This is a genomic window from Paenibacillus sp. BGI2013 (genome assembly GCF_002843485.1).
GTDB lineage: Bacteria > Bacillota > Bacilli > Paenibacillales > Paenibacillaceae > Paenibacillus > Paenibacillus amylolyticus.
In genome coordinates this window covers 99,425-122,883 of record NZ_PJFA01000010.1, presented here as the reverse complement: position 1 = coordinate 122,883, position 23,459 = coordinate 99,425, and the positions used below count along the sequence as shown (strand labels likewise).

Annotated in this window: 22 protein-coding genes; 6 read left to right on the top strand and 16 right to left on the bottom strand. The window is 46.3% G+C overall.

From position 1 onward, the window contains the following. Positions 1 to 22: 22 nt before the first annotated feature. The 3 genes from CXK86_RS22440 to CXK86_RS22430 all read right to left on the bottom strand — a co-directional run bounded on the left by CXK86_RS22440 (position 23) and on the right by CXK86_RS22430 (position 2,672). Complete coding sequence (locus CXK86_RS22440; RefSeq protein ID WP_101314583.1) at positions 23 to 955, bottom strand: sensor histidine kinase; 933 nt, start codon at positions 953 to 955, stop codon at positions 23 to 25. Then, entirely contained in the window at positions 952 to 1,668 is a 717-nt protein-coding gene (locus CXK86_RS22435) for a response regulator transcription factor (RefSeq protein ID WP_282320191.1), read from the bottom strand. Before CXK86_RS22435 ends, CXK86_RS22440 begins: the two co-directional genes overlap by 4 nt. A 152-nt stretch (positions 1,669 to 1,820) precedes the next feature. Beyond that, on the bottom strand, positions 1,821 to 2,672 hold the full coding sequence (locus tag CXK86_RS22430; protein WP_036606840.1) for a DegV family protein: 852 nt from the start codon (positions 2,670 to 2,672) through the stop codon (positions 1,821 to 1,823). A 305-nt stretch (positions 2,673 to 2,977) separates the two neighbouring features. Between CXK86_RS22430 and CXK86_RS22425 the strand changes: the two genes are divergently transcribed. The 4 genes from CXK86_RS22425 to CXK86_RS22410 all read left to right on the top strand — a co-directional run bounded on the left by CXK86_RS22425 (position 2,978) and on the right by CXK86_RS22410 (position 6,316). Further along, on the top strand, positions 2,978 to 3,754 hold the full coding sequence (locus tag CXK86_RS22425) for an ABC transporter permease (protein WP_036606839.1): 777 nt from the start codon (positions 2,978 to 2,980) through the stop codon (positions 3,752 to 3,754). Beyond that, positions 3,751 to 4,551 (top strand): ABC transporter permease, encoded by an 801-nt coding sequence (locus CXK86_RS22420; RefSeq protein ID WP_076253547.1) that lies wholly within the window; start codon positions 3,751 to 3,753, stop codon positions 4,549 to 4,551. Before CXK86_RS22425 ends, CXK86_RS22420 begins: the two co-directional genes overlap by 4 nt. 22 nt (positions 4,552 to 4,573) lie before the next feature. Continuing rightward, positions 4,574 to 5,542, top strand: coding sequence for an ABC transporter ATP-binding protein (locus CXK86_RS22415; RefSeq protein WP_076253612.1), 969 nt, complete (start codon positions 4,574 to 4,576; stop codon positions 5,540 to 5,542). A 96-nt stretch (positions 5,543 to 5,638) separates the two neighbouring features. Continuing rightward, complete coding sequence (locus CXK86_RS22410) at positions 5,639 to 6,316, top strand: succinylglutamate desuccinylase/aspartoacylase family protein (RefSeq protein ID WP_076253546.1); 678 nt, start codon at positions 5,639 to 5,641, stop codon at positions 6,314 to 6,316. 85 nt (positions 6,317 to 6,401) lie between these two features. Here the strand turns inward: CXK86_RS22410 and CXK86_RS22405 are convergent, their stop codons facing one another. The 11 genes from CXK86_RS22405 to CXK86_RS22355 form a co-directional block, all read right to left on the bottom strand. Continuing rightward, the gene (locus CXK86_RS22405; protein WP_076253545.1) at positions 6,402 to 7,457 is read right to left on the bottom strand and encodes a serine hydrolase domain-containing protein; all 1,056 of its coding nucleotides are present in this window, start codon (positions 7,455 to 7,457) and stop codon (positions 6,402 to 6,404) included. 166 nt (positions 7,458 to 7,623) lie between these two features. Continuing rightward, positions 7,624 to 8,025: a MerR family transcriptional regulator gene (locus CXK86_RS22400; protein ID WP_076253544.1), complete on the bottom strand. Its 402-nt coding sequence runs from the start codon at positions 8,023 to 8,025 to the stop codon at positions 7,624 to 7,626. A gap of 26 nt (positions 8,026 to 8,051) precedes the next feature. Next, positions 8,052 to 9,536 (bottom strand): alpha/beta hydrolase family protein, encoded by a 1,485-nt coding sequence (locus CXK86_RS22395; RefSeq protein WP_076253543.1) that lies wholly within the window; start codon positions 9,534 to 9,536, stop codon positions 8,052 to 8,054. Between the two features lie 84 nt (positions 9,537 to 9,620). Then, complete coding sequence (locus tag CXK86_RS22390) at positions 9,621 to 11,183, bottom strand: glycoside hydrolase family 32 protein (protein WP_083684894.1); 1,563 nt, start codon at positions 11,181 to 11,183, stop codon at positions 9,621 to 9,623. Between the two features lie 42 nt (positions 11,184 to 11,225). Next, positions 11,226 to 12,053 carry a carbohydrate ABC transporter permease gene (locus tag CXK86_RS22385; RefSeq protein WP_036607075.1) on the bottom strand — a complete coding sequence of 276 codons (828 nt, stop codon included), beginning with the start codon at positions 12,051 to 12,053 and terminating at the stop codon, positions 11,226 to 11,228. Continuing rightward, positions 12,053 to 12,937 (bottom strand): carbohydrate ABC transporter permease, encoded by an 885-nt coding sequence (locus CXK86_RS22380; protein WP_036606829.1) that lies wholly within the window; start codon positions 12,935 to 12,937, stop codon positions 12,053 to 12,055. The genes CXK86_RS22385 and CXK86_RS22380 overlap by 1 nt, the downstream gene beginning before the upstream one ends. A 147-nt stretch (positions 12,938 to 13,084) precedes the next feature. Further along, on the bottom strand, positions 13,085 to 14,410 hold the full coding sequence (locus CXK86_RS22375; protein WP_083684891.1) for an ABC transporter substrate-binding protein: 1,326 nt from the start codon (positions 14,408 to 14,410) through the stop codon (positions 13,085 to 13,087). 161 nt (positions 14,411 to 14,571) lie between these two features. Further along, on the bottom strand, positions 14,572 to 15,552 hold the full coding sequence (locus CXK86_RS22370; RefSeq protein ID WP_076253542.1) for a LacI family DNA-binding transcriptional regulator: 981 nt from the start codon (positions 15,550 to 15,552) through the stop codon (positions 14,572 to 14,574). A 92-nt stretch (positions 15,553 to 15,644) separates the two neighbouring features. Then, positions 15,645 to 16,088: a FixH family protein gene (locus CXK86_RS22365; RefSeq protein WP_076253541.1), complete on the bottom strand. Its 444-nt coding sequence runs from the start codon at positions 16,086 to 16,088 to the stop codon at positions 15,645 to 15,647. A 19-nt stretch (positions 16,089 to 16,107) separates the two neighbouring features. Continuing rightward, on the bottom strand, positions 16,108 to 16,557 hold the full coding sequence (locus CXK86_RS22360) for a disulfide oxidoreductase (protein WP_047841622.1): 450 nt from the start codon (positions 16,555 to 16,557) through the stop codon (positions 16,108 to 16,110). 187 nt (positions 16,558 to 16,744) lie between these two features. Continuing rightward, on the bottom strand, positions 16,745 to 18,367 hold the full coding sequence (locus tag CXK86_RS22355) for a copper amine oxidase N-terminal domain-containing protein (protein WP_076253609.1): 1,623 nt from the start codon (positions 18,365 to 18,367) through the stop codon (positions 16,745 to 16,747). Positions 18,368 to 18,703: 336 nt separating this feature from the next. Here CXK86_RS22355 and CXK86_RS22350 point away from each other — a divergent pair, with 336 nt between their 5' ends. Together CXK86_RS22350 and CXK86_RS22345 are read left to right on the top strand one after the other, a co-directional pair. After that, entirely contained in the window at positions 18,704 to 18,910 is a 207-nt protein-coding gene (locus tag CXK86_RS22350) for a hypothetical protein (protein WP_017692174.1), read from the top strand. 202 nt (positions 18,911 to 19,112) lie between these two features. Further along, a complete protein-coding gene (locus tag CXK86_RS22345) occupies positions 19,113 to 20,216 on the top strand; it encodes a stalk domain-containing protein (RefSeq protein ID WP_076253540.1) in 1,104 nt (367 codons plus the stop codon). A gap of 142 nt (positions 20,217 to 20,358) precedes the next feature. On the opposite strand, the gene CXK86_RS22340 is transcribed toward CXK86_RS22345, so the two are convergent. After that, positions 20,359 to 21,411, bottom strand: a complete 1,053-nt coding sequence (locus CXK86_RS22340) for a hypothetical protein (protein WP_144029828.1) — start codon at positions 21,409 to 21,411, stop codon at positions 20,359 to 20,361. A gap of 90 nt (positions 21,412 to 21,501) precedes the next feature. Next, positions 21,502 to 23,220 carry a DUF6138 family protein gene (locus CXK86_RS22335; RefSeq protein WP_101314581.1) on the bottom strand — a complete coding sequence of 573 codons (1,719 nt, stop codon included), beginning with the start codon at positions 23,218 to 23,220 and terminating at the stop codon, positions 21,502 to 21,504. Positions 23,221 to 23,459 lie beyond the last annotated feature (239 nt).

The following is a 23,459-nucleotide window of genomic DNA, read 5'->3' as shown; positions in this document are numbered from 1 at the left end:
ACCGGACACGCCAACGCAGGGTCTACCAAGCCTTTAAGGTAACCGAGAATACAGTCCGTTGATGTGGCACACTATGCAAGTGAATACTTCCACCCATCCGCTCAACTAGCCGTTTCGTAATGGTCAGACCCAGGCCACTGCCTTGATAGAGTCGATTGCGGGAATCCTCCAGTGTATACATGCGTTCAAACACACGGCTATGCTCGCTCTCAGGAATCCCTTTTCCCTGGTCCCAGATCTGTAGCGTCACAGGTGCACCTATCGCATGATCAAGTGAAAGCCCCAGTACCTTACCCTCTGCTCCATATTTCATTCCATTGGTAATGAGATTATCCAGCACACGGTCCAATGCTTCTTCATTCGCTTGCACGAAGATATCACCCGCAGGTATCTCCAGCTCCACATGCAATCCCAGATTCGTCAACATTTCATAAAAGGAAAGCATCTTCAACCGGCATAATTCACTTATATTCACTCGACTAAGCACTAGCTCCGTGTCTCCAGATTCCAGCTTCGCCAGATCAAAAAAGGAATGGATCAAACGCAGCACTTCCTGCGCCTTATCTTGTATTTTCTCCGTCATAATATTCCGTTCCTGATCGGTCAATGATGGGCTGTGCAGCAAGGTCTCGCTATAACCCAGCACAACGGTGAGTGGCGTTTTCAGATCATGCGAAATGTTGGAGAGCATATTACGCATCTCCTTCTCCTGGTTTGCATACCCTGCTTTGGCGCGGTGCGCATGATCCAGCAGCTGGTTCATGTCTTTCAGAAGCTGACTGACTTGGTCATCACTATTGAATACAAGCAAACGCTCAAAGGTGCCTTGATCCAAAATAGCGGATATTTTCTGATGAATATAGGACAGGTGTTGGGTGCGTTTCCGGAATTTCAACCACAATACAATGAAGGCAATGGCCAGAATACCCGTCGTGATGGCAAAAATCAGTGTCATCCCTGCTCCGCCTCCAGCTTATACCCGATGCCCCAGAGTGTCTTGATATACTGGGGAGCCGAAGGATCTGCCTCCAGCTTCTCACGCAGACGACGCATATGTACGTTAATGATATTTTCGTCTCCATAATAATGATCGTTCCAGACGGAAGCGTAGATCTGGGCCTTGGTGAACACTTTGCCAGGATGGGTAACCAACAGCTTCAGAATTCCAAATTCCTTGGATGTCAGTTTGACGGGTGTCCCTTCACGCTCCACCTCGTACGTCTCCATGTCAACTACAAGTCCTCCAATGTGAATACGCTGATCCTTAGCCACTTCAGCCACAGGCGGAGTGGTATAATTGGCGCGGCGAATCGCAGCTTTGATGCGGGCAGTCAGTTCTATTAACGAGAAAGGTTTGCTCAAGTAATCATCTGCACCGAACCCCAGACCTAATGCTTTGTCCACCTCCCCATCCTTCGCAGACAGAATGAGCACAGGTACCAGACTGACTGCCCGAATGGTTTGCAGCACATCCATCCCACTTTTGCGGGGCAGCATCAGATCCAGAATAACCAGATCATACCCGGGTTGTGACTGGCTGAACTGACGTTCTGCCTCTAAGCCGTCATATGCATAAGTGACGTCGTAGCCCTCTTTTTCCAAGTACGGCCCGACCATCTCACTAATTGAACGATCATCTTCAACAAGCAACAAGCGGTGACTTAACACATGTTTCCCTCCAACATGAACAGTTTTCTTTATTACCTCACAGTTTGTTTGAATTGGCAATGACATACGAAAAAACCTGACAGGAGCACCACTTTGGTATAAGTGTGTTTCCTGCCAGGTCTATGAGTGTCTGTAGATCAATGCTGGTGCTTCTAGTCTCTATATCCGTTCTCGCTGTGTATCCAGCACAGTCCAATGGTTCCTGCACCTGCATGAATACTCACCACAGGGATAAACGGCATGATTTCGGTCTTTAATTTAGGGAGCAGATTGGCAATCTGCTTCTTGATCGTGACGGCTTCTTCCTGATTGTTCGCATGCATAATGCACACATGCTTTACTTTCTCCACATCCAGCTTGAGCATATCCAGCATGCGCTCTTTTGTCCGCTTGAACGTGCGAATCTTCTCATTCACAACCACTTTGCCCTCTTCAAATCGAAGCAACAGATGGATCTTGAGCAGTTGACTGATGATCAGCTGTGTGCCCGACACTCGTCCACTGCGGTGAAGATGTTGAAGACTGGCCGGTATGAGGTAAAAAGACATGTTATCAATCATCTGTTCAATGTTTACTTTGATCTCGGCAGCTGAACATCCCTGCTTCTGCCATTCCAGTCCTTGCATAATCATCTCACGGTGAGGATAGGCACCTGCCTTCGAATCAATTGCGGTCACCGTCACTCCTGCAATCTCTGCAGCCTGCATGGACGTATGCAGCGTTCCGCTAAGCTCTGTAGAGCAATGAATCGTAATAATCTCATCGTACTTGTCTTTGAGCGACTCATACAGTTCAATGAATTCGCCAATGGGTGGCTGCGAACTGCTCGCACGTGAAGCCTCCGCAAGTTTCTCATAGAACATTTCAGATGTAATGTCATCGGTTTCCCGGTAACATTCCTCTCCAAATACGATGCGCAGCGGTACGATGTAGATATGATTTTGCTCCGCAAAAACGGGATCCAGTGTACTGGTACTATCGGTGACCCATGCAATTTTCTTCATGACATCCTTCTCTCTTGCCGGATTGTTCGTTCTGTATCCTCAATCGTCAAGCACAAGCCCGGCGGTTTATTTAAAATTTGAATATTTCACATTGTAAACGTTTGCGATACTACCTCTCAATTATAAATGAACGGACAGACTGTTGTCTTGTGGCGCAATCATGAACACCCCTGTTAATACCATTATTAGCTAAAAAAATGTCTTGCCTGTGAAGGAATAAATTGGTATGCTGTTGTCCTTCTCTCTTTTTCGCCTTGACTGAAGTGAACGGAAACGCCGTTCAATCCACTTATCGGAGGTGTCACATGCTTTATTTCACTCTGGCTTCCAAAGCCTACTCCCGGAATCTGCAATACCGCGGGGCACACATGGTACATAACTTGGCAAGCGCCATGTTTGGTTACATGTATGCCTGCCTCTGGATCGGCATCGGGGCCGACCATACTCTCGGAGAATATGGGACACAGGGAATGATCAGTTACATTGCGTTCACGCAATCCTCTCTCTGGATCTCGGGTTTTCTCACGAACGGATTGGGTATTCCCTTATCCGTCAGGACAGGGCAGATCGCACTGGATCTGATGAGGCCTGTTCATCTGTTCACCCACCTGATGGCACGCGAATGGGGGCAGATTGCCTACCAGTTCGTGTACAAAAGTATTCCGATCTACCTGCTCTTCTCCATTGTCTTTTCCCTGCATTGGCCCTCAGACGTTTCAACACTATTCTATGCCGCACTTGGTCTTGCCGGCGCCGCATACTTATCCATCTGTATGAACTACATCATTGGTGCTACGTCGATGTGGACCACGGAGTCCTCTTGGCTTCACTGGGGCAATCACGCGATGATGAATCTGCTGGCTGGTTTTTTCATTCCGCTGGAATGGCTACCGAACTGGCTTGAACAACTTGCCTGGATATCACCCTACCCTTTCCTGCTCTATGTACCTACCCGAATCTATCTTGGTTTCGAAGATGGCTCCTTGTTATGGGGAACCTTGCTTTGGTGTGTCTTTATGACGTTGATCTGTCTTGCGATTACCCAAGTGTTACGTCGTAAAGTGGAGGTACAAGGCGGATGAAGCGAACTTCCTGGTTCAATTTATATAAAATGCTCATTCGAACAAGCATCCGCAGTCGGATGCAATACAAGTTCAATTTCATCATGGCGTCCGTACTGGCCGCTTTAATTCAGATCTCCGAGTTTCTGATGGTTGCTCTCGTGCTGCACAAATTCGGAGCAATTAAAGGCTGGTCCCTCCATGAGATCGGTTATCTCTTTGCCATCATGACGTTATCCAAAACACTGTATCGCACATTTGGCAATGAGGTTCACCATCTGGAAAAATACCTGGTTAATGGTGAGCTTGATCAACTGTTAACTCGTCCCATACCCGTATTGCTGGCACTGCTGCCGCAAAACTTCCGCATCATGGCTGGGGAAGTCCTGCAAGGCGGGTTCATTCTCTGCTGGTCATTGGCAGGCATGATGCATAGCGGACAGATTGGCTGGATAGCCATTCCCTTCTCCCTGTTCATTATCCTGACCGGTGCAGTCATTCTCTTTTCCATCGGACTTGCTACCGCCACATTGGGATTCTGGACCACACGTATTGAGGAATTACAGACGATCACTGAAGATGCCGCACGAACGGCTGCCCAATATCCGCTAACGTTATATCCCAAATGGATGTCTGGCATTCTGCTAACGGTGATTCCCGTGGGATTCGTCAACTACATTCCGTCACTTTACCTGCTACGGGGTGAAGGAGGAGCGTGGATTCTTGTTGCTGTTGCAGCGGTTGCCGTACTAAGTTTGGCTGCAAGTCTGCGTTTCTGGCAATTTGGCATGACCAAATATCAAAGTACAGGTAGCTAAGGAGGCGAAACGAATCATGAACATGATCACAGCAAGGCATCTGCAAAAGGAATTCAAAACTCCTGTTATTCGCGAAGGACGTTTCTCCGGTCTACGTACGTTATTTTCACGTGAATATGTGTCCAAGGACGCGGTACGCGATATCAGTTTTGATATCGGCCCAGGGGAATTTGTGGGTTACATCGGTCCGAACGGGGCTGGCAAGTCTACCACGATCAAAATGCTGACAGGTATCCTGCACCCAACCTCGGGTGAGGTAAGCCTTGACGGTATGAACCCGCATCAGGACAGGCGCAGGACCGTTGGTCGACTGGGCGTTGTGTTTGGACAGCGCAGTCAGCTCTGGTGGGATCTGCCCGTGAAAGATTCATATGATATTCTAGCCGAGATGTACGGTGTCAGTGCCGAGGACAAAAAGAGACGGCTGTCCCAGTTCGCCGAGCTGCTGGACCTTGAATCGTTCTGGGCCACGCCTGTCCGCAAGCTCTCGCTTGGGCAACGCATGCGTGCCGATCTCGCAGCTTCCATGCTGCATGATCCCGAACTGCTTTTTCTCGATGAACCAACGATTGGACTGGATGTGAACGCAAAGCGGAACATTCGTCAATTTCTACGAACATTAAATGAAACGTTTGGCAAAACGATTTTGCTGACCACACATGACATGGACGACATTGAGCAGTTATGCAGCCGGGTCATGGTGATTAACCATGGTCAACTGACATATGACGGCACGATCTCGTCACTTCGCGAAACCATTGGACTACCTACGCTGATTCGGGTAACGTTCCGGGGAGCGTTTCACATTCCGGATGTTGTGTCGTCCGCGATACATATTACTGGAGTGGAAGGACAGATTGTCACCGTCGAAGTGAACCGGAAGGAATGGAGCACAATGGACATTCTGAAACAGTTGGAGCACTGGGGTGAGATCGAAGATGTAGAGATGAAAGAACCCGATTTTGAAGATATCATTCATCGGGTGTATTAGTCGGCCCATTTTGTGAGGAAATAGGATGAAGACCTGTTCTTACGCCGTTACATGAAAGAGGGACATGGCGTACTTTAATAACGGAGGTGAAGCGTCATGCTTGTAACCAAACATGTCCTTCTAGCATCCACCATACACGCTACTCCCTACTTCATTGTACGTGGCATGATGCCGGGACCCGTGATGTTCATTACATCCGGGGTTCACGGGAATGAAACAGCGAGTATGGCCGCTGCGCAAAAACTCGCAGATGATATTGCGACAGGTCGTCACGCCATTCAGCGAGGGCTGTTAATTATCGTGCCACGCGTGAACCAGCAAGCCTACGCAAAGAAAATCAGAGGCAAGCCAGATCTGAATCGTACGTTTCCACGCCGTATGTCAGGCAAGGCAAAGCATCCGCTCGCTGCGGCAGTTTTTCAGCTGGCGCGTGAACATCGGGCCGACTGGTGGCTCGATCTGCATGAAGCCAACGGCCTGTCACAGCTTAGTTCAAGGGTGCTTAGACAGACGTTGATCACTAATCCCGGCAGTCGGACGATTCCAGCTTGCAGAAGAGTTATCGAACAGATGAATCGGTCGATTGAAATTCGTGATCGTCATTTTAACCTCAAGCAGCATGAATTGCCGGGATCTGCCCGTACAGCGGCTTCAAGAGTATTACAAGCCCGTTCCGTCACGGTGGAGACCTGTTGGAGTCTGAAACGCTCGACTCGTATCAAGTATCAGACGAAGATTGTGCACCATTTTCTGCGTGAAGCGGGTATGTCATGATCAAGACTATTAAGATAGAACGAAAAAAACCTCCAACAGAGAGCGCCGATGTACATCTTTAGGTGCTCACTATTGGAGGTTTTTTTTATCTCTGCATCATGGCTTCCAGTATTTTATTACCCACAGGGTCCAGCGGCATAAGTGGATAAAGGTCTTTTTTAGTTATAAACTTGAATATCGCATCCAGATACTCATCCACAATTGAGGCTGATCCAAAACAATAATTGGACAATAATACGATGCCTATACCCTGTTCCTTGTTTAAGGCTAAATAACTGGAGAAACCAAATGTGCCACCGTTATGCCAGAGTATATTCTGATCTGAGATGTTATCACTGAACCAAGCGTAATGATGGGTTGAATCTCCAATCATCACAGGCATGTGACTTTTTTGTATTGCAGAGGCTATCGGATGATCATCATTAAGGTTGGCTTGAACAAATAAACTCATATCGTGAACAGATGACTTGATCGCCCCCGCGCCTTCATGTACACCCGTATCCCAGTGAGGCATCTTTTTCCCCGTTGACGTATGTCCGTCCACAAATCTGCCATTCTGTTCTGCATTCAGCATAGCTGCTGTCTCCGTCATGTTTAATGGACCTGTGATATATTTTTTCAGCAAATCATCATATGTACTGCCTGATACTTTACATAGGATATAACCTAGTAAGCCCACACCGGTATTGGAGTACTCAAATGAACCCATCTGATCCGTATAGTCAGCTTCCGATAAAAAAGCAAGTAAATCATCCTCCGTATAATTTGAATACGGATTGTATCGATTTTTCTTCGAGGACAGGTTTGTGGCAACTCCGGGTAATCCAGAGGTATGCGTAGCAAGACTTTTTAAGGTAACCTTATTCAAATAATCGTTTTTAGCGTTGTATATGTACTTGCCAACCGTGTCATCCGTAGAAAGCTGCTGTTCACGTTCCAATTCTAACAGAAGGATCGATGTAAAAACTTTGGTTACAGAGCCGATTTCGAACAACCTGTGTTCAGGAGAAGCCACGCTCTTCTTTTTGGGATTGCCCAATGAATGATATTCGATATCTCCCTTTGTAATAACGCCAATCTCAAGATGCAGATGTTTCTTTCCTTTGATGTAATCGGATACAAAACCTTGCAAATCCCTCATAGAAAATGTTACTCCTTTTGTGGTGTGAGTTTCATTATTGAAATTATTGAAATCACGTTAAACACCATTATGTATTGGCAAACTACACTATGTATTCTTTCTAAATCTCCGAATCCCTGCTCGTTAGTCAACTCCTGTTTTCTGCTAAACAGGGAAAGAGCCGCGATTACGGCTCTTTCTTTTGCACCCTGAACGATTGAATATAATTGTCGATATCGTCCTCCGGTGTATGCAACAGTCGTGCCAGATTAATCTGCAGCTGTTCCAGATGGTCAATATGCTTCTGAATGTCAGTGATGCGTTCGCGTACAAGGGTTTTTAACGTTTCCTTTTCCATGTCTTCCTGACTGAGTAACTGTAACGTATCCTGTATTTCCTTTAGAGAGTAACCCAGCGACTGGGCATCCTTAATAAATTTAATCTTCACCAAATAATCCTCAGTATACACCCGGTATCCGTTGGAGGAACGACGGGGAGCAGGAAGAATTCCACTATCTTCGTAATAACGGAGGGTTGCCATACTTACACCGGTACGCTTGGCCAACATTCCTCTTGTCATGGTTTCCATACCTACGCCTCCATCCTTCTGCAGATTTATTGTGTTTGTTCGTTGCGTATCTTAGTATATGTGGCATCATAGGTGGCCTCGGGAAATTGTGCTGAAGACCCTTGCAGCAATGGCTGCTCTTTCCCTTTCAGATAACGGTCAAAGAATGCCAGCGCATAGGATCTGGTTATATCCACATTATGTTCTGGCGTCATGCCTCTGGCAAACATTTTTGGTGAAATTAACGAAATATCCGTAAAGCTTTGATGAAATAAATTCTCCACTGTCAGATAATAGGTATCATTAAGACTGTTTGACATCACCCGATCCAAATCAGGCTCAAACTCGGGATAAAATACTTTATCCTTGGCAGTGGCGTCCGGGTCCAGACTTTTGGCTGTCCCACCCGACATGATATACATAAACGGCTGTTTCAAGGCTGTTGTGGATACTTTACCCCAGAAACCGCCTTCCAAACTAAGTCCTGCTTTGAAACGGTCATCCTGAGCCAGCGCTTCCGCCGTGGTTGCACCGCCGTAGGAGTGACCAAAGATACCGACAGAATCCAGATCAAGCTTGCCTTCGAGCAATTGATTCGGATCATGTGAATTCCACTGTGTGAGAGTGTCCAGTACAAAGCTTGCATCCTCTGCACGAATACCTATACCTTTTATATTATATTGATATAGTTCTTTGGAGGTTGGGAAGTCAGGGTCCGGCTGATAAGAAGCGACATCGCCATCCGAGAATGTAACTTGTGCAGATGTATACGGATGGTCGATACCAACCACAATGTAGCCGTTGCTCACAAGTTCCTCAATCGCGGTCATACTTTGAAAGCGAGTAGAACGTATCCCTGGTGAAAACAGTAAAACAGGATACTTGCTCTGTGCGGCAGATACCTCGGCACCTTTAACAACATGCGTCGGAATCGTGTCAAGGTAACTGAATACCACTGGTGGAATACCAAATACCAGGCTGATCGCCTCTCCCAATTCGGCAGGATAATGCTCTAGCGGCAATCCTTTGGCTGTTTCCTGATCTACAGGATACCAGACATTGATCATGAGTTCCCGCTTGTCGCCCGGTTCAACCGATTTCGTTTCTTCCCGGGAATCATCCGTTAACTGCTGCGAAAAGGTTCCTATGGCAAATGAACCCGTCGATTCGGGCATCGTGAATGCAGGGAATAACGACGTCAACACCATTGTACCTGCACTAAGAGCCAGCACCAGAATGGATGCCAGAATGATTTTGAACCACGATCGACGTTTCTGTTTCTGTTTCTGTGTATTCTGAATATTGCGCCGTGACTTCCATAATTGAACGGACAATACAATCAGTAAAACAAAGGCCACGATATAGGTAGGCAGCAACTGCAAACGAAAATGATCCATTCCCCCATGCAAAAGGATAGCCAGTGCCAGTGCCGACAACGTACCGCCCCCCACTACCCGATGTTTGGGAGCCACCCAAATAACCACTGCGCTAATAACTGTCACGATTACCAAAATCCATTCTAAAATTCTCATTATTCAGCCTCCAATATTTCTTGATAAAAAAAGAATAAACCTTGAAGTATACTTCAAGGTCAAGGCTGTATTTTAGAAAAGATTTTATCGACGAATTCGTAAATCCCATTTCCGAAGTTCGGTCAACGTGCACGTTCCGGACGAGAAAGCCTTAATACCTGTTGAGTTCGGCCCAGGATAGATCCGTCCTGTCATCACTTGCTCCCCCTGCTGAATGAACACCTCAATGGAGCTGACATCCATAAAGATATGAAGTTCCAGTTTCCCGTCAAGCAGTTCCACTGTTGCAGCTCGTTCTCCGCCCGGCCCTTGTCCGGCCTGCTCGCGATTCAAGCATAAACGACGCTGCTCTACATCATAGGAAATCACGGTTTCTTCATCCTCACCCGTGCGCAGCTTTAACCCAAAGTGTTGTGCCTGTTCCGCTTCGAATACAGCATACAGTTCGTAACGGTCTCCACTGATTCCAAGATCAAAATCATGTTCATCACCATTTAAATGTATACCATACTGCTCGGTGCCTTCCGACCTGTACTGTATAAGTTCGGAAAGAGGCTGGAATATCAATCGTTCTCCCCTACGAATCAATTGTCTTGGCAACGTCATCGCTCCAGCCCAGGCATGGGACTGTTGTGTCGGGATTTCCGTTTCCCACGTATCCATCCAAGCCACCATGATTCGTCGTCCCTGTGCATCCTCCATCGTCTGAGGTGCGTAAAAGTCGAAGCCACAGTCCAACGGAACGTACTGCTCGTACTTCAACACACCCTGGTCTTCATCCAGCGTTCCCATCATATAAACGGTCGAATGCAAGTTGCGATAGTTATCTCCCTGAGCAGGCATGCGTTGCGGAGACATGATCAGAATATCTCGGCCATCCAGTGTGAACAGATCGGGACATTCCCAATTGTCGCCAAGCGTCCCGTCACTCTGGGCCATAATGTTGACATAACTCCAATCCAGCAAGTCCGTTGAGCGGTATAACAGAATGACACCTTTGCCCGCAGCATCATTCGATCCAAGGACGCAATAGTACACACTGTTTCGTTCAAACACTTTCGGATCACGGAAGTCCTTCGTACTCGTATGCTCCGGAATCTGATCCAGCCGAATGACCGGATTCATCGTGCTTTTGACAAAATCAATCCCATTGTCCGAGACAGCGATATTCTGTGTCTGCAAGTAATCGTTATCCTTGTCAGGTCCAGTCACGACATGTCCCGTGTACATCAGCACCAACTTGCCATCCTGCACGATTGCACTTCCGGAGAAACAGCCTCCACTGTCGTAGCTCTGATCGGGCGCCAGTGCAACAGGCAGGTAAGACCACGTAACCAAATCACGGCTCACCGCATGGCCCCAGTGCATCGGCCCCCATACCGGTTCATAGGGATAATGCTGATAGAACAAATGATACATCCCACCGAAGTATATGAAGCCGTTGGGATCATTCATCCAGCCCACCTCTGGCATCAAATGATAGGCCATTCGATAGGTTGGATCAACCTGATGTCGATGCGCCTTGATATATGCGTTGGCCCGGGCGAGTGTATACCTCTCCTTTGTTTGAGCCGAAGAACTCGTCAGTCCAAGGTCTGTCTCTTGCCTTGTGTCTATTTCCTGCTTCTCGTGTCGTTCCTGGTTCATATGTCCTTCACTCCTGTCTCTCTCTATATCACCCGACTGAACTTATTTGATTGCCCCTTGCATGACCCCCTGAATAATGTACTTCTGCGCAAACAGATAAACGATCAGGACAGGTAGCAGGGTCAACACCAGACCAGCCATCAATGGACCGTAATCCACTGTATATGTCCCATAAAAATAAAACGTGGACAACGGCAGCGTACGCTGCTCGGATGAAGTCAGTACTAGAGAAGGCAGCAAAAAATCATTCCATATCCACAATACATTCAGCACGCTAATCGTTACGGTTGTTGGCAGTAACACTGGCAGTACGATACGGAAAAAGGTCTGCACTCTGCCGCAGCCATCCATTAGAGCCGCTTCTTCAAGCTCCAGGGGAATACTTTTGATAAAGCCATGGTAGATAAATACGGCGAGCGGACTGCCAAAGCCAATATACATGTAGATCAGCGACCACTTGTTATCCAGCAGGCTGAGCGAGCCGTATATTTTAACCAATGGAATCATAATGGCCTGGAACGGAATAATCATCGCAGCTACCATCAGGAAAAAGAGATACTGATTCACCTTGCTTTTGTGACGAACAAAGTAATGGGCTGTCATCGCCGCAAAAAGAGCAATCAGTAATACACCTGCAATGGTAATGAGCAACGAATTGCTGAATGCGGATACATATCCCATTTTGTCAAACGCATTGACGTAATTATCGAATTGAAAGGAGCTTGGCAAGCCCAGCGGATCGGAGGTAATTGCCTGGTTAGCCTTGAACGAATTGACGATTAGAAGCACAAACGGAAATACAAACAAAATCATCACAATGATTAATGCAATAAACTTCATCCAGTTGAGAATGCGCGATTGTCCAGCCATCATGCCTCGACCTCCAGTTTTTTGCTGAAATAGACCTGGAGCAATGTAATGGCGGCTACAAGGATAAACAGAACAAAGGCTTCTGCCTGACCCAATCCGTAGTCACGAGCAAGAAAGGCCTGCTCATAAACATGCATGGATACCATCTCTGTGCTCTTGAAGGGCCCGCCACTGGTCAAAGAGACGTTCAGATCATACACCATGAATCCCCGTTGCAGTGACAAAAAGATGCATACAATAAACGAAGGAACCATCAGTGGCAATACAATGCGCGCCAGCATTTTGCGATTACTTGCCCCATCAATACTGGCTGCCTCCATAACATCCTTCGGCACATTCATCAGTCCTGCAATGTAGATAACCATCATATAACCGGCATACTGCCAAACGGTCACCACAACGAGAGCCCAGAACGCTTTATCCGGATCAGCTAACCAAGAGGTGGAGAACAGCGTGAGATTCATTTTTTGTCCTGCAAAGACGAGTACCTGATTAAAAATAAACTGCCAGATGAAACCAAGCACGATTCCACCCACCAGATTTGGCAGGAAAAATCCAGCCCGAAACCAGCCCTGTGCCTTCATTCCCCGAGTTACAACGTAAGCGAGCAGGAAGGCAACCGCATTGGTCAGCACAACGGTAATAAATACGTACTCCAGCGTCATCCCAAATGATTTCCAGAACACGGTGTCCTTGAACACACCGATGTAATTATCCCAGCCAACAAAGTTTTGATCGATGGCAATGCCATCCCAGTTCGTAAACGTCAAATAAATACCATACAAAAATGGAATAATCATCACCGTAGCAAACGCAAATAATGTCGGGCCAGTAAAGATCAGGCGGGTGCGCAGACGTGTCCATAATCCTTTTTCGGTCAGCATTGTCAACCTCCACTCTATCCAAATGATTAGCCTGGCGGTTATACCGGAAACAAGTCGAACAGACCTCGTGTGGAAGCTGTATGTTCACCATCTCCGGCGTACCGCAAGTCTCTCTCTATGTGCTGCACAGGGCTATGATTAATTCCTTTATTTCACGTTGCTCCAGTATGCCTGAATTTCACTGGCAAGTCCGGCACGGTCAATGACGTCAGCCAAATATTTCTGCATGGATGCACCCAGTTTGGACCAGTGATCCGCAGGAAGTGTGCTCATTGATTCCTCGATTTTGCCTGCCTTGATGTATTCACTAATGGATTTGCCAAGTGGATCGGTTGGCTCCAATGTAATGTTGCTGAATGCCGGAATAATACTGGCTTGATTCACCAGGAAATCCTGACCTTTTTCGTTATAAACGATCCAGTCCAAAAATTTCTTCGCTGCTTCCTGCTGCGCTGGTGTGCTCTTTTCCTTATCCAGCAATATTCGTTTGGATACGGCAGCAGAGATTTGCGTATTACCGAAATCATCTGGATTATTGCTCACAGGTACCGGGAGGAAGCCATATTTTCCATCTGCTGTATCAAAGCTTGAAATTTGTGGCCATGCCCAGTTGCCCTGGAACCAGATACCTACCTCACCCTTGCCAAGCACTTCAGGTCCACGCTCATAGGTTCCGGACAGTGGAGAAGCCTTGTCAATATTGTAGGTTTTCATCAGATCAAATGTATCTAACAAGCCATTAAACACGGCATTGGAAGCAAGGTCCACTTGACCTGCCTTCAGATCAGTAATGAATTGATCCACCTTCGCACGGTCTGAAGACTGCCCACCATATGCAAGCCCCAGATAATGCGCACCAAGCGACCAATCCATCGGAGATACAATCAAAGGTGATTTTCCAGTAGCAGCGATCTTTTGGAACAACTCATCAAGCTGTGCAGTGGTCTGTACAGACTTTGGATCGAATGTCCCACCTACCGCCTGATCCAAGACATTCTGGTTATAGATGAATCCATATCCTTCAATAGAGAACGGGAAGGCATAATTTTTGCCATCAAACGTTGTAGCCGCTGTGCTATTCTCCACAGCATCCTTCATCCAAGACTCGGATGTGAGGTCCAGAACACGATCTTTGAATTTCTCGACATCCCCTGTATCCAGCATCATCATCGTTGTAGGGCTGCCAGAGGCATACAAAGCAGACGCTTTTTCAAACGGAGACTGTCCACTGCCTACAGGTACAATTTCAAGTGTTATATTTGGATTTTCGGCATGAAAGTCTTTAGCCGCTTGTTCCAACTGACTGTTAATTTCCGACTTTGAATTAAGCAAGGTGATTTTGACACTCTCACTGTTGCTACCCTCTGAGGAGGAGTTGGACTCCGTCGCTGCTTTACCTCCACATGCCGACAATACAAGCATCATAATCAATGACAATACCGATAATTTCATCCATCTCTGTTCTCTTTTCATCTTGTTATGGCCCCCGATCAATAGTTTAAAAGGAAACGCTTACAAATCGAATTATAATGTCAAAGGTTTGACATGTCAATCGTTTGACATACCATTCAAAAAAAATTTCTACGACTTCATTTTTCCGTTGCAAAAGGACGAATATGAAAAAACGACCTGTATCAGGTCGTCTCTCTCTCCACGATGGTAACCGGCAAAATATGCTCCATTCCGATCTTCTCTTCCGCGAGTTGGCGCCGAATCAGATCAATCGCCAGCTTAGCCATGGCCTCCACCGGCTGCCTGATCGTTGTTATGCCAGGCATCGTATACGCTGCCGCACGACTGTCATCATAACCTATAATAGCGATATCGTCGGGTACCTTGCGCCCACCTAACACGATCTGCTTCAGCGCATGCACCGCCATCAGATCACTCGTTACAAAGAGACCGTCCACCTCCGGGTGCTGTACAAGCAGCTTATCCACCAATTCTGTATACTGATGCTGATCAAACACATTCAGATCGGTTTCATGAATCATGACCGGTTTGACTCCATGAGCCTGCAAGGTATCAACGAAACCTGTCGTCCGGCGATTGGACAGCATTTGCAATTCCAAATTACCGCAGATATGTGCCAAATGTCGTCTGTTCTTCGAGAGCAGCAATTCAGCAGCCATAACCCCTCCCTGATAGTTATCAGATGAGATAAACGGGATGTCTTCACCGATCTTACGATCAAAGGTCACGATTGGGGAATGCAGATTCATATACTCATCAACTTCCAGTGTATGACTTCCCATAATAATGCCATCCACGCGATTACCCTTAAGCATTTCCACATATTCACGCTCTTTGGAAGGGTCCATGTGGGAATTGCATAACATAATTTTAAATCCATTCTGGTAAGCATGATACTCAACATAGCTAGCCAGTTCTCCAAAAAACGGATGGGATACATCGGGAATAATCAAGCCTATTACATTTGATTGCTTACGCAGAAGAGAACGGGCAATTTCATTGGGTCGATAGTTCAGTTCGTCCATGGTTTGATACACTTTGTCCCGAGTCTTCTGACTGATATATCCCCGGTTGTTTAATACACGCGAGACGGTAGTTACAGAAACTCCTGCCCTGAGTGCAACATCATGAATAGTTGCCATAACAGCCTCTTTTCCTACAACATTCTTCATACCTTTAACATTATAAACCTATTGCTAAACCTGAACCAAAGCCTTGGTACCCGCCTGCTGCTTCATTCCGCTACAATTCTCGCTCTCGGCATGCTATGCATAGCTCCGTGCGTAACATGGACCTGTACCACATACGTACCTGGTTCTTCAAAGGTATGCTGGATTTCATACTGCCCTTCCTCTGCCTCCTTGGCAGTTATAGCCCCCTGATTCTCCAGTTCGTCCGCTGTCATCATACCTTGCTCCGGAGATACAGAAGGCGGATCATCAAGCTCATTCCAGATCTGAAATTGCACATGGTCAGCATGACTTAACGGTGCATCTCCCTGTGTAAGCTTCACCTGCAACCGTGTTGGTTCATGAAGAGAAGCTTTCTCTGGAACGTCAAGTTTCACTTTGATCATCTCCGGCATCTCGCCCGATTGTGACTGTTCTTCATAAGAGCATCCCACCGTCAGGAGGAGCAGAATAACGAAGGGCATGAACCAACGAGCTTGTCCGCTCATCACCATCTATCCTTTCTTATTAAGAAGATTTTGGTGTTTTGCCGATACCCCATAGCATCACGATGATGATAATAAAGGCGATCAGTGCCAGTAATGGAATCGTGATGAAACCAAACCAGTTCAAATAGTCGGTATAACATGGAACCTTACCGCACGCGACGGCATTACCTGTAGCCGAAAAAATACGCTGGATCGTTACATGATACAACGAAATGCCACCACCGACGAAACTAAGTGGGAGTACGTATTTGGTGATACCCACGTCATCCTTAAAGTAGGCAATGCCCAGCAAAATCGTTAGTGGATACATGAATATGCGCTGGTACCAGCACAGATCACATGGAAGAAAGCCCTTGATCTCACTGAAATAGAGACTCCCCCCTGTTGCGATAACGGAAACGGCCCAAGCGACAAATAACCGGGTATCCACATTTCTCGCTGGGCGCTCCGATTTTGATGATGTACTCATTCCTCTGTCCCCCTCTTCATTTTGCTTATACCAAATTATCATACATCATTCTAGACTCCATCGGCTATTCAAGCTGTTATGTAGGTCATTACTCGATGATTATACCAAATATTTGAACTTTTGGGTGAATACAAAAAAGCTGCCGTATGGGGCAGCTCTTTTGTTTGATTCATATGAAAACTTTATATTACATCGATTTAGTCAGCGTAATGGAACCATCTTTTTGTGCCCATTTCACGTCCCAGTTCAGAAGTTCAGCAATGAAGCGCAGAGGAACTTGCGTACGTCCATCTTTGTTTACAAATACAGTTGCACCCACATTTTTCTTCACGCCGTTTACTTCCATAACGTTGTTGTTCACCCAGAATTCAAGGGTATCATCGCCAGCCATTACCGTTACTTGTTGTGCTTTTTTGTCCCATTTCACCGTTGCACCGATACCTTCACTCAGGAAACGCAATGGAATGTATGTTGTGTTTTTCCAAAGCACTGGTGTGGTATCCATGTTGGTTGTTTTATCGTTAATTTTCAGCATTTTGCTGTTCAGTTGCATCCACACCGTTGTCATATCTGGCGCTGGTGCTGGTGTTGCTGGCTCTTGGAATTTGTCGTTGAATTGAGTCACGATGGCGTTACCCAGAGCTTGACCTACACCAAACATCACTTTGAAGCCTTCACGATTTGTTGTGTAAGAAGCATCATAGTTACCTGCTGCATATTGATTCAATACGTTTTGTACTTGATTTTCATGCGTTGTCAGCGCTTGTTGTCCTGCTGCTTTTGGCAGATTGCCAGCTGTTGCTGAATCCAGGAATGTAGCAAATTCTGTTGTAAATCCATCAATACGTTTCTCTACTGCTGCACGAGCCGCAGCATCGTTGTTTTTAACAGCTTTTACATAGTCGCTTTGTGCGTTAACGTGGTTCGTTACCCAAATTTTCTCGAAAGCATTGGCACCATCGTTACCGTAAACGGAAGCAATTGCTGCTTTGAAGTCAGCTGTGTTTCCAGCTTCAGTTGTAATCAGTGCGTTGGAAGCGGCTGTACGTCCATCAAATTGCTCTTGCATTTGCAGAGCCGAAAGCGCAAAGTGTTCGGAAGCCAAGTGGTTGAGTGCAGATCTCAGATCAGCTGCTTTTGTATCTGCTTTGGTATTTTCGAATTTCTCAGGCATTTGTGTAGTAATCGCTGTGGAGAGTGCTTTACTTACGTCGAACATTTCTTTGAAGCCTTCACGGTAAGCCTTGTATGCATCAGCGTAATCTCCAGCTACATACTCATCAAATACTTTTTGCACGAGATCTTCATGCACTTGCAGAGCCTGTTTAGCTGCTGCTTTTGGCAACTTGCCTTCGGTTGCTGTGCTCAGGAATGTGGAGAACTCATCCACGAAACCGTTGATGTTTGCCTGTGCTTGTTTGATTCCAGCCTGGTTGCCCATTTTGGTTGCTTTCACCAGATCATCTGTGTATTTGTTATGAGCGCGGAAGATGCGTTCGAATTCTTTGGCACCTGCGTCACCATATAGGGAAGCGATTGCTGGTTGCATATCCAGTGCATTCTGGTCGAGTGCTTTGTAGGCTGCATCTGCATCTTTTGCTCCGTCATATGCTTTGGCCATTGCCGTTACGGCGAGTGCAAAGTGCTCGGACAACAGGTGGTCCAGGTTTGCTCTCAGGTCAGCCGCAGGTGTGTTCACGGATGCTTTCATCATGGTCATTGGTGTCTGTGGTGCGGCAGCTGCTCCAGCGATCCCCGGCATCAACAGTGTCAAGCTAAGTACAGGTGCGATAAACTTCTTCATTTTCATTTTCATTACGTGTTCACTCCTCGATTATGTTGTGTGTATAATTTCTTTCCTCGTCGTCGTCTTCATAGGGTGTAACGCAGGGTTCTCTATTCTGGATCACTCTGTGGGCAAAAAAAGTTCACAGCTTTCAGTGAAGAAAGCTGCGAACTCCTGTTGTATCAAGGTTTTTTTGAATTAAAAAAATATAAAATTGTAGTGATCTTTCCGATCCAAGACCACATACATACTGTAATATAGATACTTCATTTTCCTTTATTTCTCAACTAAAGCTTACATCAAAGGTTATCCTGAAGTACAATAAAGACATATCATATTATTCGCGAAGGAGGTCCATTCATGACCTGGTTGCCTTATGTTTTAATTGTGGGTATCGCCTTGTTTGGAGGTATTGCTACCATGATCATCGGAAATTCCAAAGCCAATCAGACCAGCAACCCCGAATATGACCGCCGCACAAAGCAAAACCTTAGCAAACTTTCCTATGTATACGTTGGTGCGATTGTACTTGGTTTTGGCGGACTAATCCTCTATCTTTTTAACTAAAATGTTTCGATTCGGCAAAGAATACGTTCAACACACCAAGCAGCTTCCGTTTTCGTTCTACATTCTCCGTTTATATACACATGTTTACAAGTTGGAGATAATTCAGAATTATTCTGGATATGTTCGGGGTTTAATATAAAGCCATAAGGGACAGCGAGCCCATTAAACAAAACTAACCCCCAACTTGAAGGAGAGATATATGATGAAAAAAAACATGAAGAAATCCGTAGCAACGATGATGGTACTGGGCATGACATTAACAGGAGCAACGGGTGTATTTGCCGGAACGCAACTGGAGAAAATCTCTGCATACCTTAACCATGGAATCAGCTTTAATGTCGATGGCGCGGCTTACTCACCAACGGATGGCAATGGCAACAAACTTGCGCCAATTACTTATAACAACTCTACTTATCTGCCCGTACGAGCGCTTGCCGATGCACTGCATGTGCCTGTATCCTATGACGGCAAAAAAGGACAGGTCATTATCGGCCAAGCAACAAGCAATCCATCAGCTTTGACAAATGTAACGTATAGCGCAGCACAAAAAGAGGCGATCCAAAAAGCTTTTTCACAATTCGATGGGTTCGAGACCGCTTATGCACCTCAGCAGATGATCGCAGGTGACACGTTCAAAAGCGTAGGTGCGGGTGGCGACGGCGTCAGTTTTGTTTTCAACCATATGAAAGTGGATGTGTCTCCAAGAGATTATTCGGACGGTTATACGAGCAAAGACGTGAAACTGCCCAATGGTGTTATTGCCAAATGGTACACACCAGATCAAACGGGCATGCTCACATTCCAACTGGATGATCGCTACGTTACCCTTAGCTCCCCGGATCATAAGCTGAGCCAAGCTCAGTTGCAACAAGTCGCTGTCTCTGTTCAAAAAGCCAACAGCAACAATGAAGGGATCACTGCATTTGCAGATGTGAACTATAGCAAAAAACAATTGGATAACATTCGCAAAGCATTTGCGAAGTTTGACGGGTTCACAACAGCCTATGCCCCACAACATATGGTTGCTGGAGATACGTTCAAAAGCGTAGGTGCAGGCGGTGATGGTGTAAACTTTGTTTTCAATCGTATGAATGTAACGGTATCCCCTAAAGATTACTCGTTCAGCTATGATGGTAAAACGGTAAAACTGCCTAATGGCGTATCAGCCAAATGGTATACACCGGACCAAACGGATATGCTCACGTTCAAGCTGGACGATCGTTATGTAACCATCAGCTCGCCGAATAACCAATTGACTCACGCTCAACTGGAGCAAATGGCGGTATCTGTACAAAAAGTGAAATAAACAAAAATAAACACATCATTTCGGTCCCACTCTATGAGCTAGGGCTGATTTGATGTGTGTTTTGTATGCTCAAGCTTTGCAACAAAGGGCTCTTCCCCATCTGTATATGCAACTATAGCTTGATAGATACGTTTCGTCATAATTACAGTGTCATTTCCGTTAAACGAATAACCCTGCGATACATCATCGCATCCATCAAATCCTCCCAGTCAAGTTCACTGGCATTAACGTCTTGATAATAGACCGCAGCAGCAGGCATGAAACCAACCAGCGGCCCTGTACCACCACATATCAGGCTCCCGCCGTCTCCGCCTTTGGGCATCACATCTCCAACCGAATCCAGTGTAAGCTCATTCTTGTAGGGATCACCGGCAAATTGCACTCCGAAGAAATTTGGCAGTTCCAGATCATAAGGACGATCATCCTTTTCTTCAACCCGTGAAGAGGCCGTCTCTGCCAATCCATCCACAATTTCATCCACGCCTTCCAGACTTCCAAAGTGCTTCAATCTCATCGTATAGTCGAAGCTGTCACCCCAGGGAAATAACGTGCGACAACCGCCGCCATAGATATACTCCCATTCGTCTTCGGTTAATAAACCAAAACCCGCTGCAGCTTCCTCCCTCACAACGTCTTCCAACTCTATTCCTTCGTTGAACCACAGGATTCGGACTTCATTCTCACTTTGGCGAATCAGACGAAACTGTTGATGCAGTTCATATTCACGGATCTCCGACTGCTTAAACTGCTCCAGTGCTGAAGGGAAATCAGGATTTTCCTGTGCAAATGCTTCCTCCTTGGATACTTCAATCCAGCCAAGTGAGATCAGTTCGCATTCAACAAGCATCGGCGCAATGTTGACCGTTCTTACAGGTGACATTTGACTCGCCAGAAACGAATCTACGTCCTCCACACCATACTCACTGACCGTTTCATGCAGGTCGGCTGAGGTCTCTTCGTTCATACCATGCTGCCAACGATCCCAGCCGAGCGTTACCCGATCCCCAGGCACAAACACAAATCTCAGCCCATCCTCCGTAAATACACCTGTCTCCATCCGCTGACCAAATCGTTCAAATGTCTCGAGACCCTCATATACCATACCGTCTGGTAACTGACGAACAAGCTTACGCATCCAAGCCTCTTTGTCCTGAGCATTCAACGCCTGCCACATGTCTCGTCTCAATGCCTCCACAACTTCCCCCACCTTTCCTTATGCACTTTCACTTCTCTAAAATGTTTTACTAGCTGGCACAGCACAATCTTACTTGTGTTGTTTACATTTTCACTTCCCTGCAGCCTGCAACAGTTCCAGCAATAATTCCTTCCGTCTCCCCTCGGCCTTGCGAGCAAGCGTTGAGAGCTTCTCCACCTTGCCAAAGATCGGATAGAGTACACGTTCCGCTTCATAATGCTCAAGTTCTTGAATTTGTCTAACCAGCAGTTCGAGTATTTCCTCATTCTCCAGTTCGGGCTGAATCTTCAGCTTCAGACTATCGGTCGAACGACGCAAGCTGGCGACTAACGCAGGTATGGCTTGAGCCGTGACACCCTGTTGTTCTACAAATGCCGCAATGAACTTATCCTGAATCAACTGATGCTCATCATCCACTTCACCCATGTAATATTCAACCAACGGGAAATACTGCTCATCCACAAGCCCCAGTCCAAAGGTTGCATAACTGCCCGGCATACAGCTTTTCTCTCCCTCGGTATCCTCGTAGAACTCAAACTCTTGGATAGCCTCACGCGCATACTCTTCCAGGAGTGGATGTAGCTCCGGGTACTCCAGTGCATTGGCAAAGAATCGGTGGGTATCCGACTTCGCGAGCCCTTTGATCGGCAAATACTGCTTTACGCTGGACTTGAGCTTGATCTTATAACTTTTCGGAAAGCCCTGTTTCAATAAATGAGTGATAAAGGTAAGTGCCTGTTGATAGGCACCAGCCTCTTCCTTACGAATGTGAATAGTCATCAGAGCAAATACATCATTTGCTTTGCATTCTACTTCTTCCGTTTTCACATGAATATCGTCCTTCGCATACGTTCCGCTACCTTCTGTCATCATACGTGCCGCACGTTTGCTACCGAGTTGCTTCGCGAGTTCCAGAAAAGTCACACCTTTGGATTTACTATAACTGGGCTCAAAACGTAGAATCATGACCGCCGCATATAATAGCAGATCGATTGATTGAGTTTCGGATGTTTGCGCCTTCCTAGGCTCGTCCAAATGTTGGCCTTCCTGTGTCTCAACGTTCGACTCCAGCGTTGCTCCTGGTTTTAGTGAATACTCATTGGTACGATAAGGCGAAGACTGAACATCATAATACTGTGGCAAAAACTGATTCTCCGCCCATGCCGTCACTGCAGAAGTTATCTCACCACGATGTTCCGCAAGTGCCTCCGGACGCCCCTGATTCAACTCTTGTATCCGGTCATACTGCCTGATCGTCCATGCTACATCCAACTCCGGGAACAACTTTGGATCGAGCAGATGACTTGTCAAAAAGAAGGATTCCAATGGCTTCGTTGGATATGTACTGTTCTCCAGATTCTTGTCCACATAGGTATGAATACGCTCAAGGAGCAGCTTTCTTTTCTCTGCGTTGATCCATTCCAATAAAGTCAGTTGCAGCTTGCCTTCGGTTGTTGGGAATTTCCCTCGCAAGGTGAAGCGGTAGTCAATCAACGGAGTATCTGCCAACTTGTCCAATCTTCCCTGAACAACCTCTACAAGCTTAGGCCCGATCTCGTTACGTACCTCTTCCTCGGTAAAGACTCCTGCCTGCTTTGATTTCACATCATCATCATCCAAACCCAGATCCAGGCTGTCTACCGTGGTCCGTCCAGGTTTGTAATCCAGTACAATATCATTAAAAATACCCATTTGCAGTGTGGTTCGCTTCACAACACTTTCCAAGTCATCCCGCTTTTCCTGTTCATCAAACCATTCATGGATCGTCGTCATCATCTCTTCCATCGCCTGATCATAAAGTGTACTCATCTAATCTCCTGCCTTCCCATGCATCTTATGATGTTCATCAAACACACTTGAACCTCTATGAATCCCGGGTCAATCCGGGACATCTATGTTATACATACGTATTGATGTTCGTATACTACCTATTATTTTACTCTCTCAAGTACAACGGAACAATAAGGCTTACGCACGGTTGCTTGCTAGTAAGAGAGATCTACGGATTCCTTTTTTTTCATATCTATGTACGCTCTCGGCATGCCCTC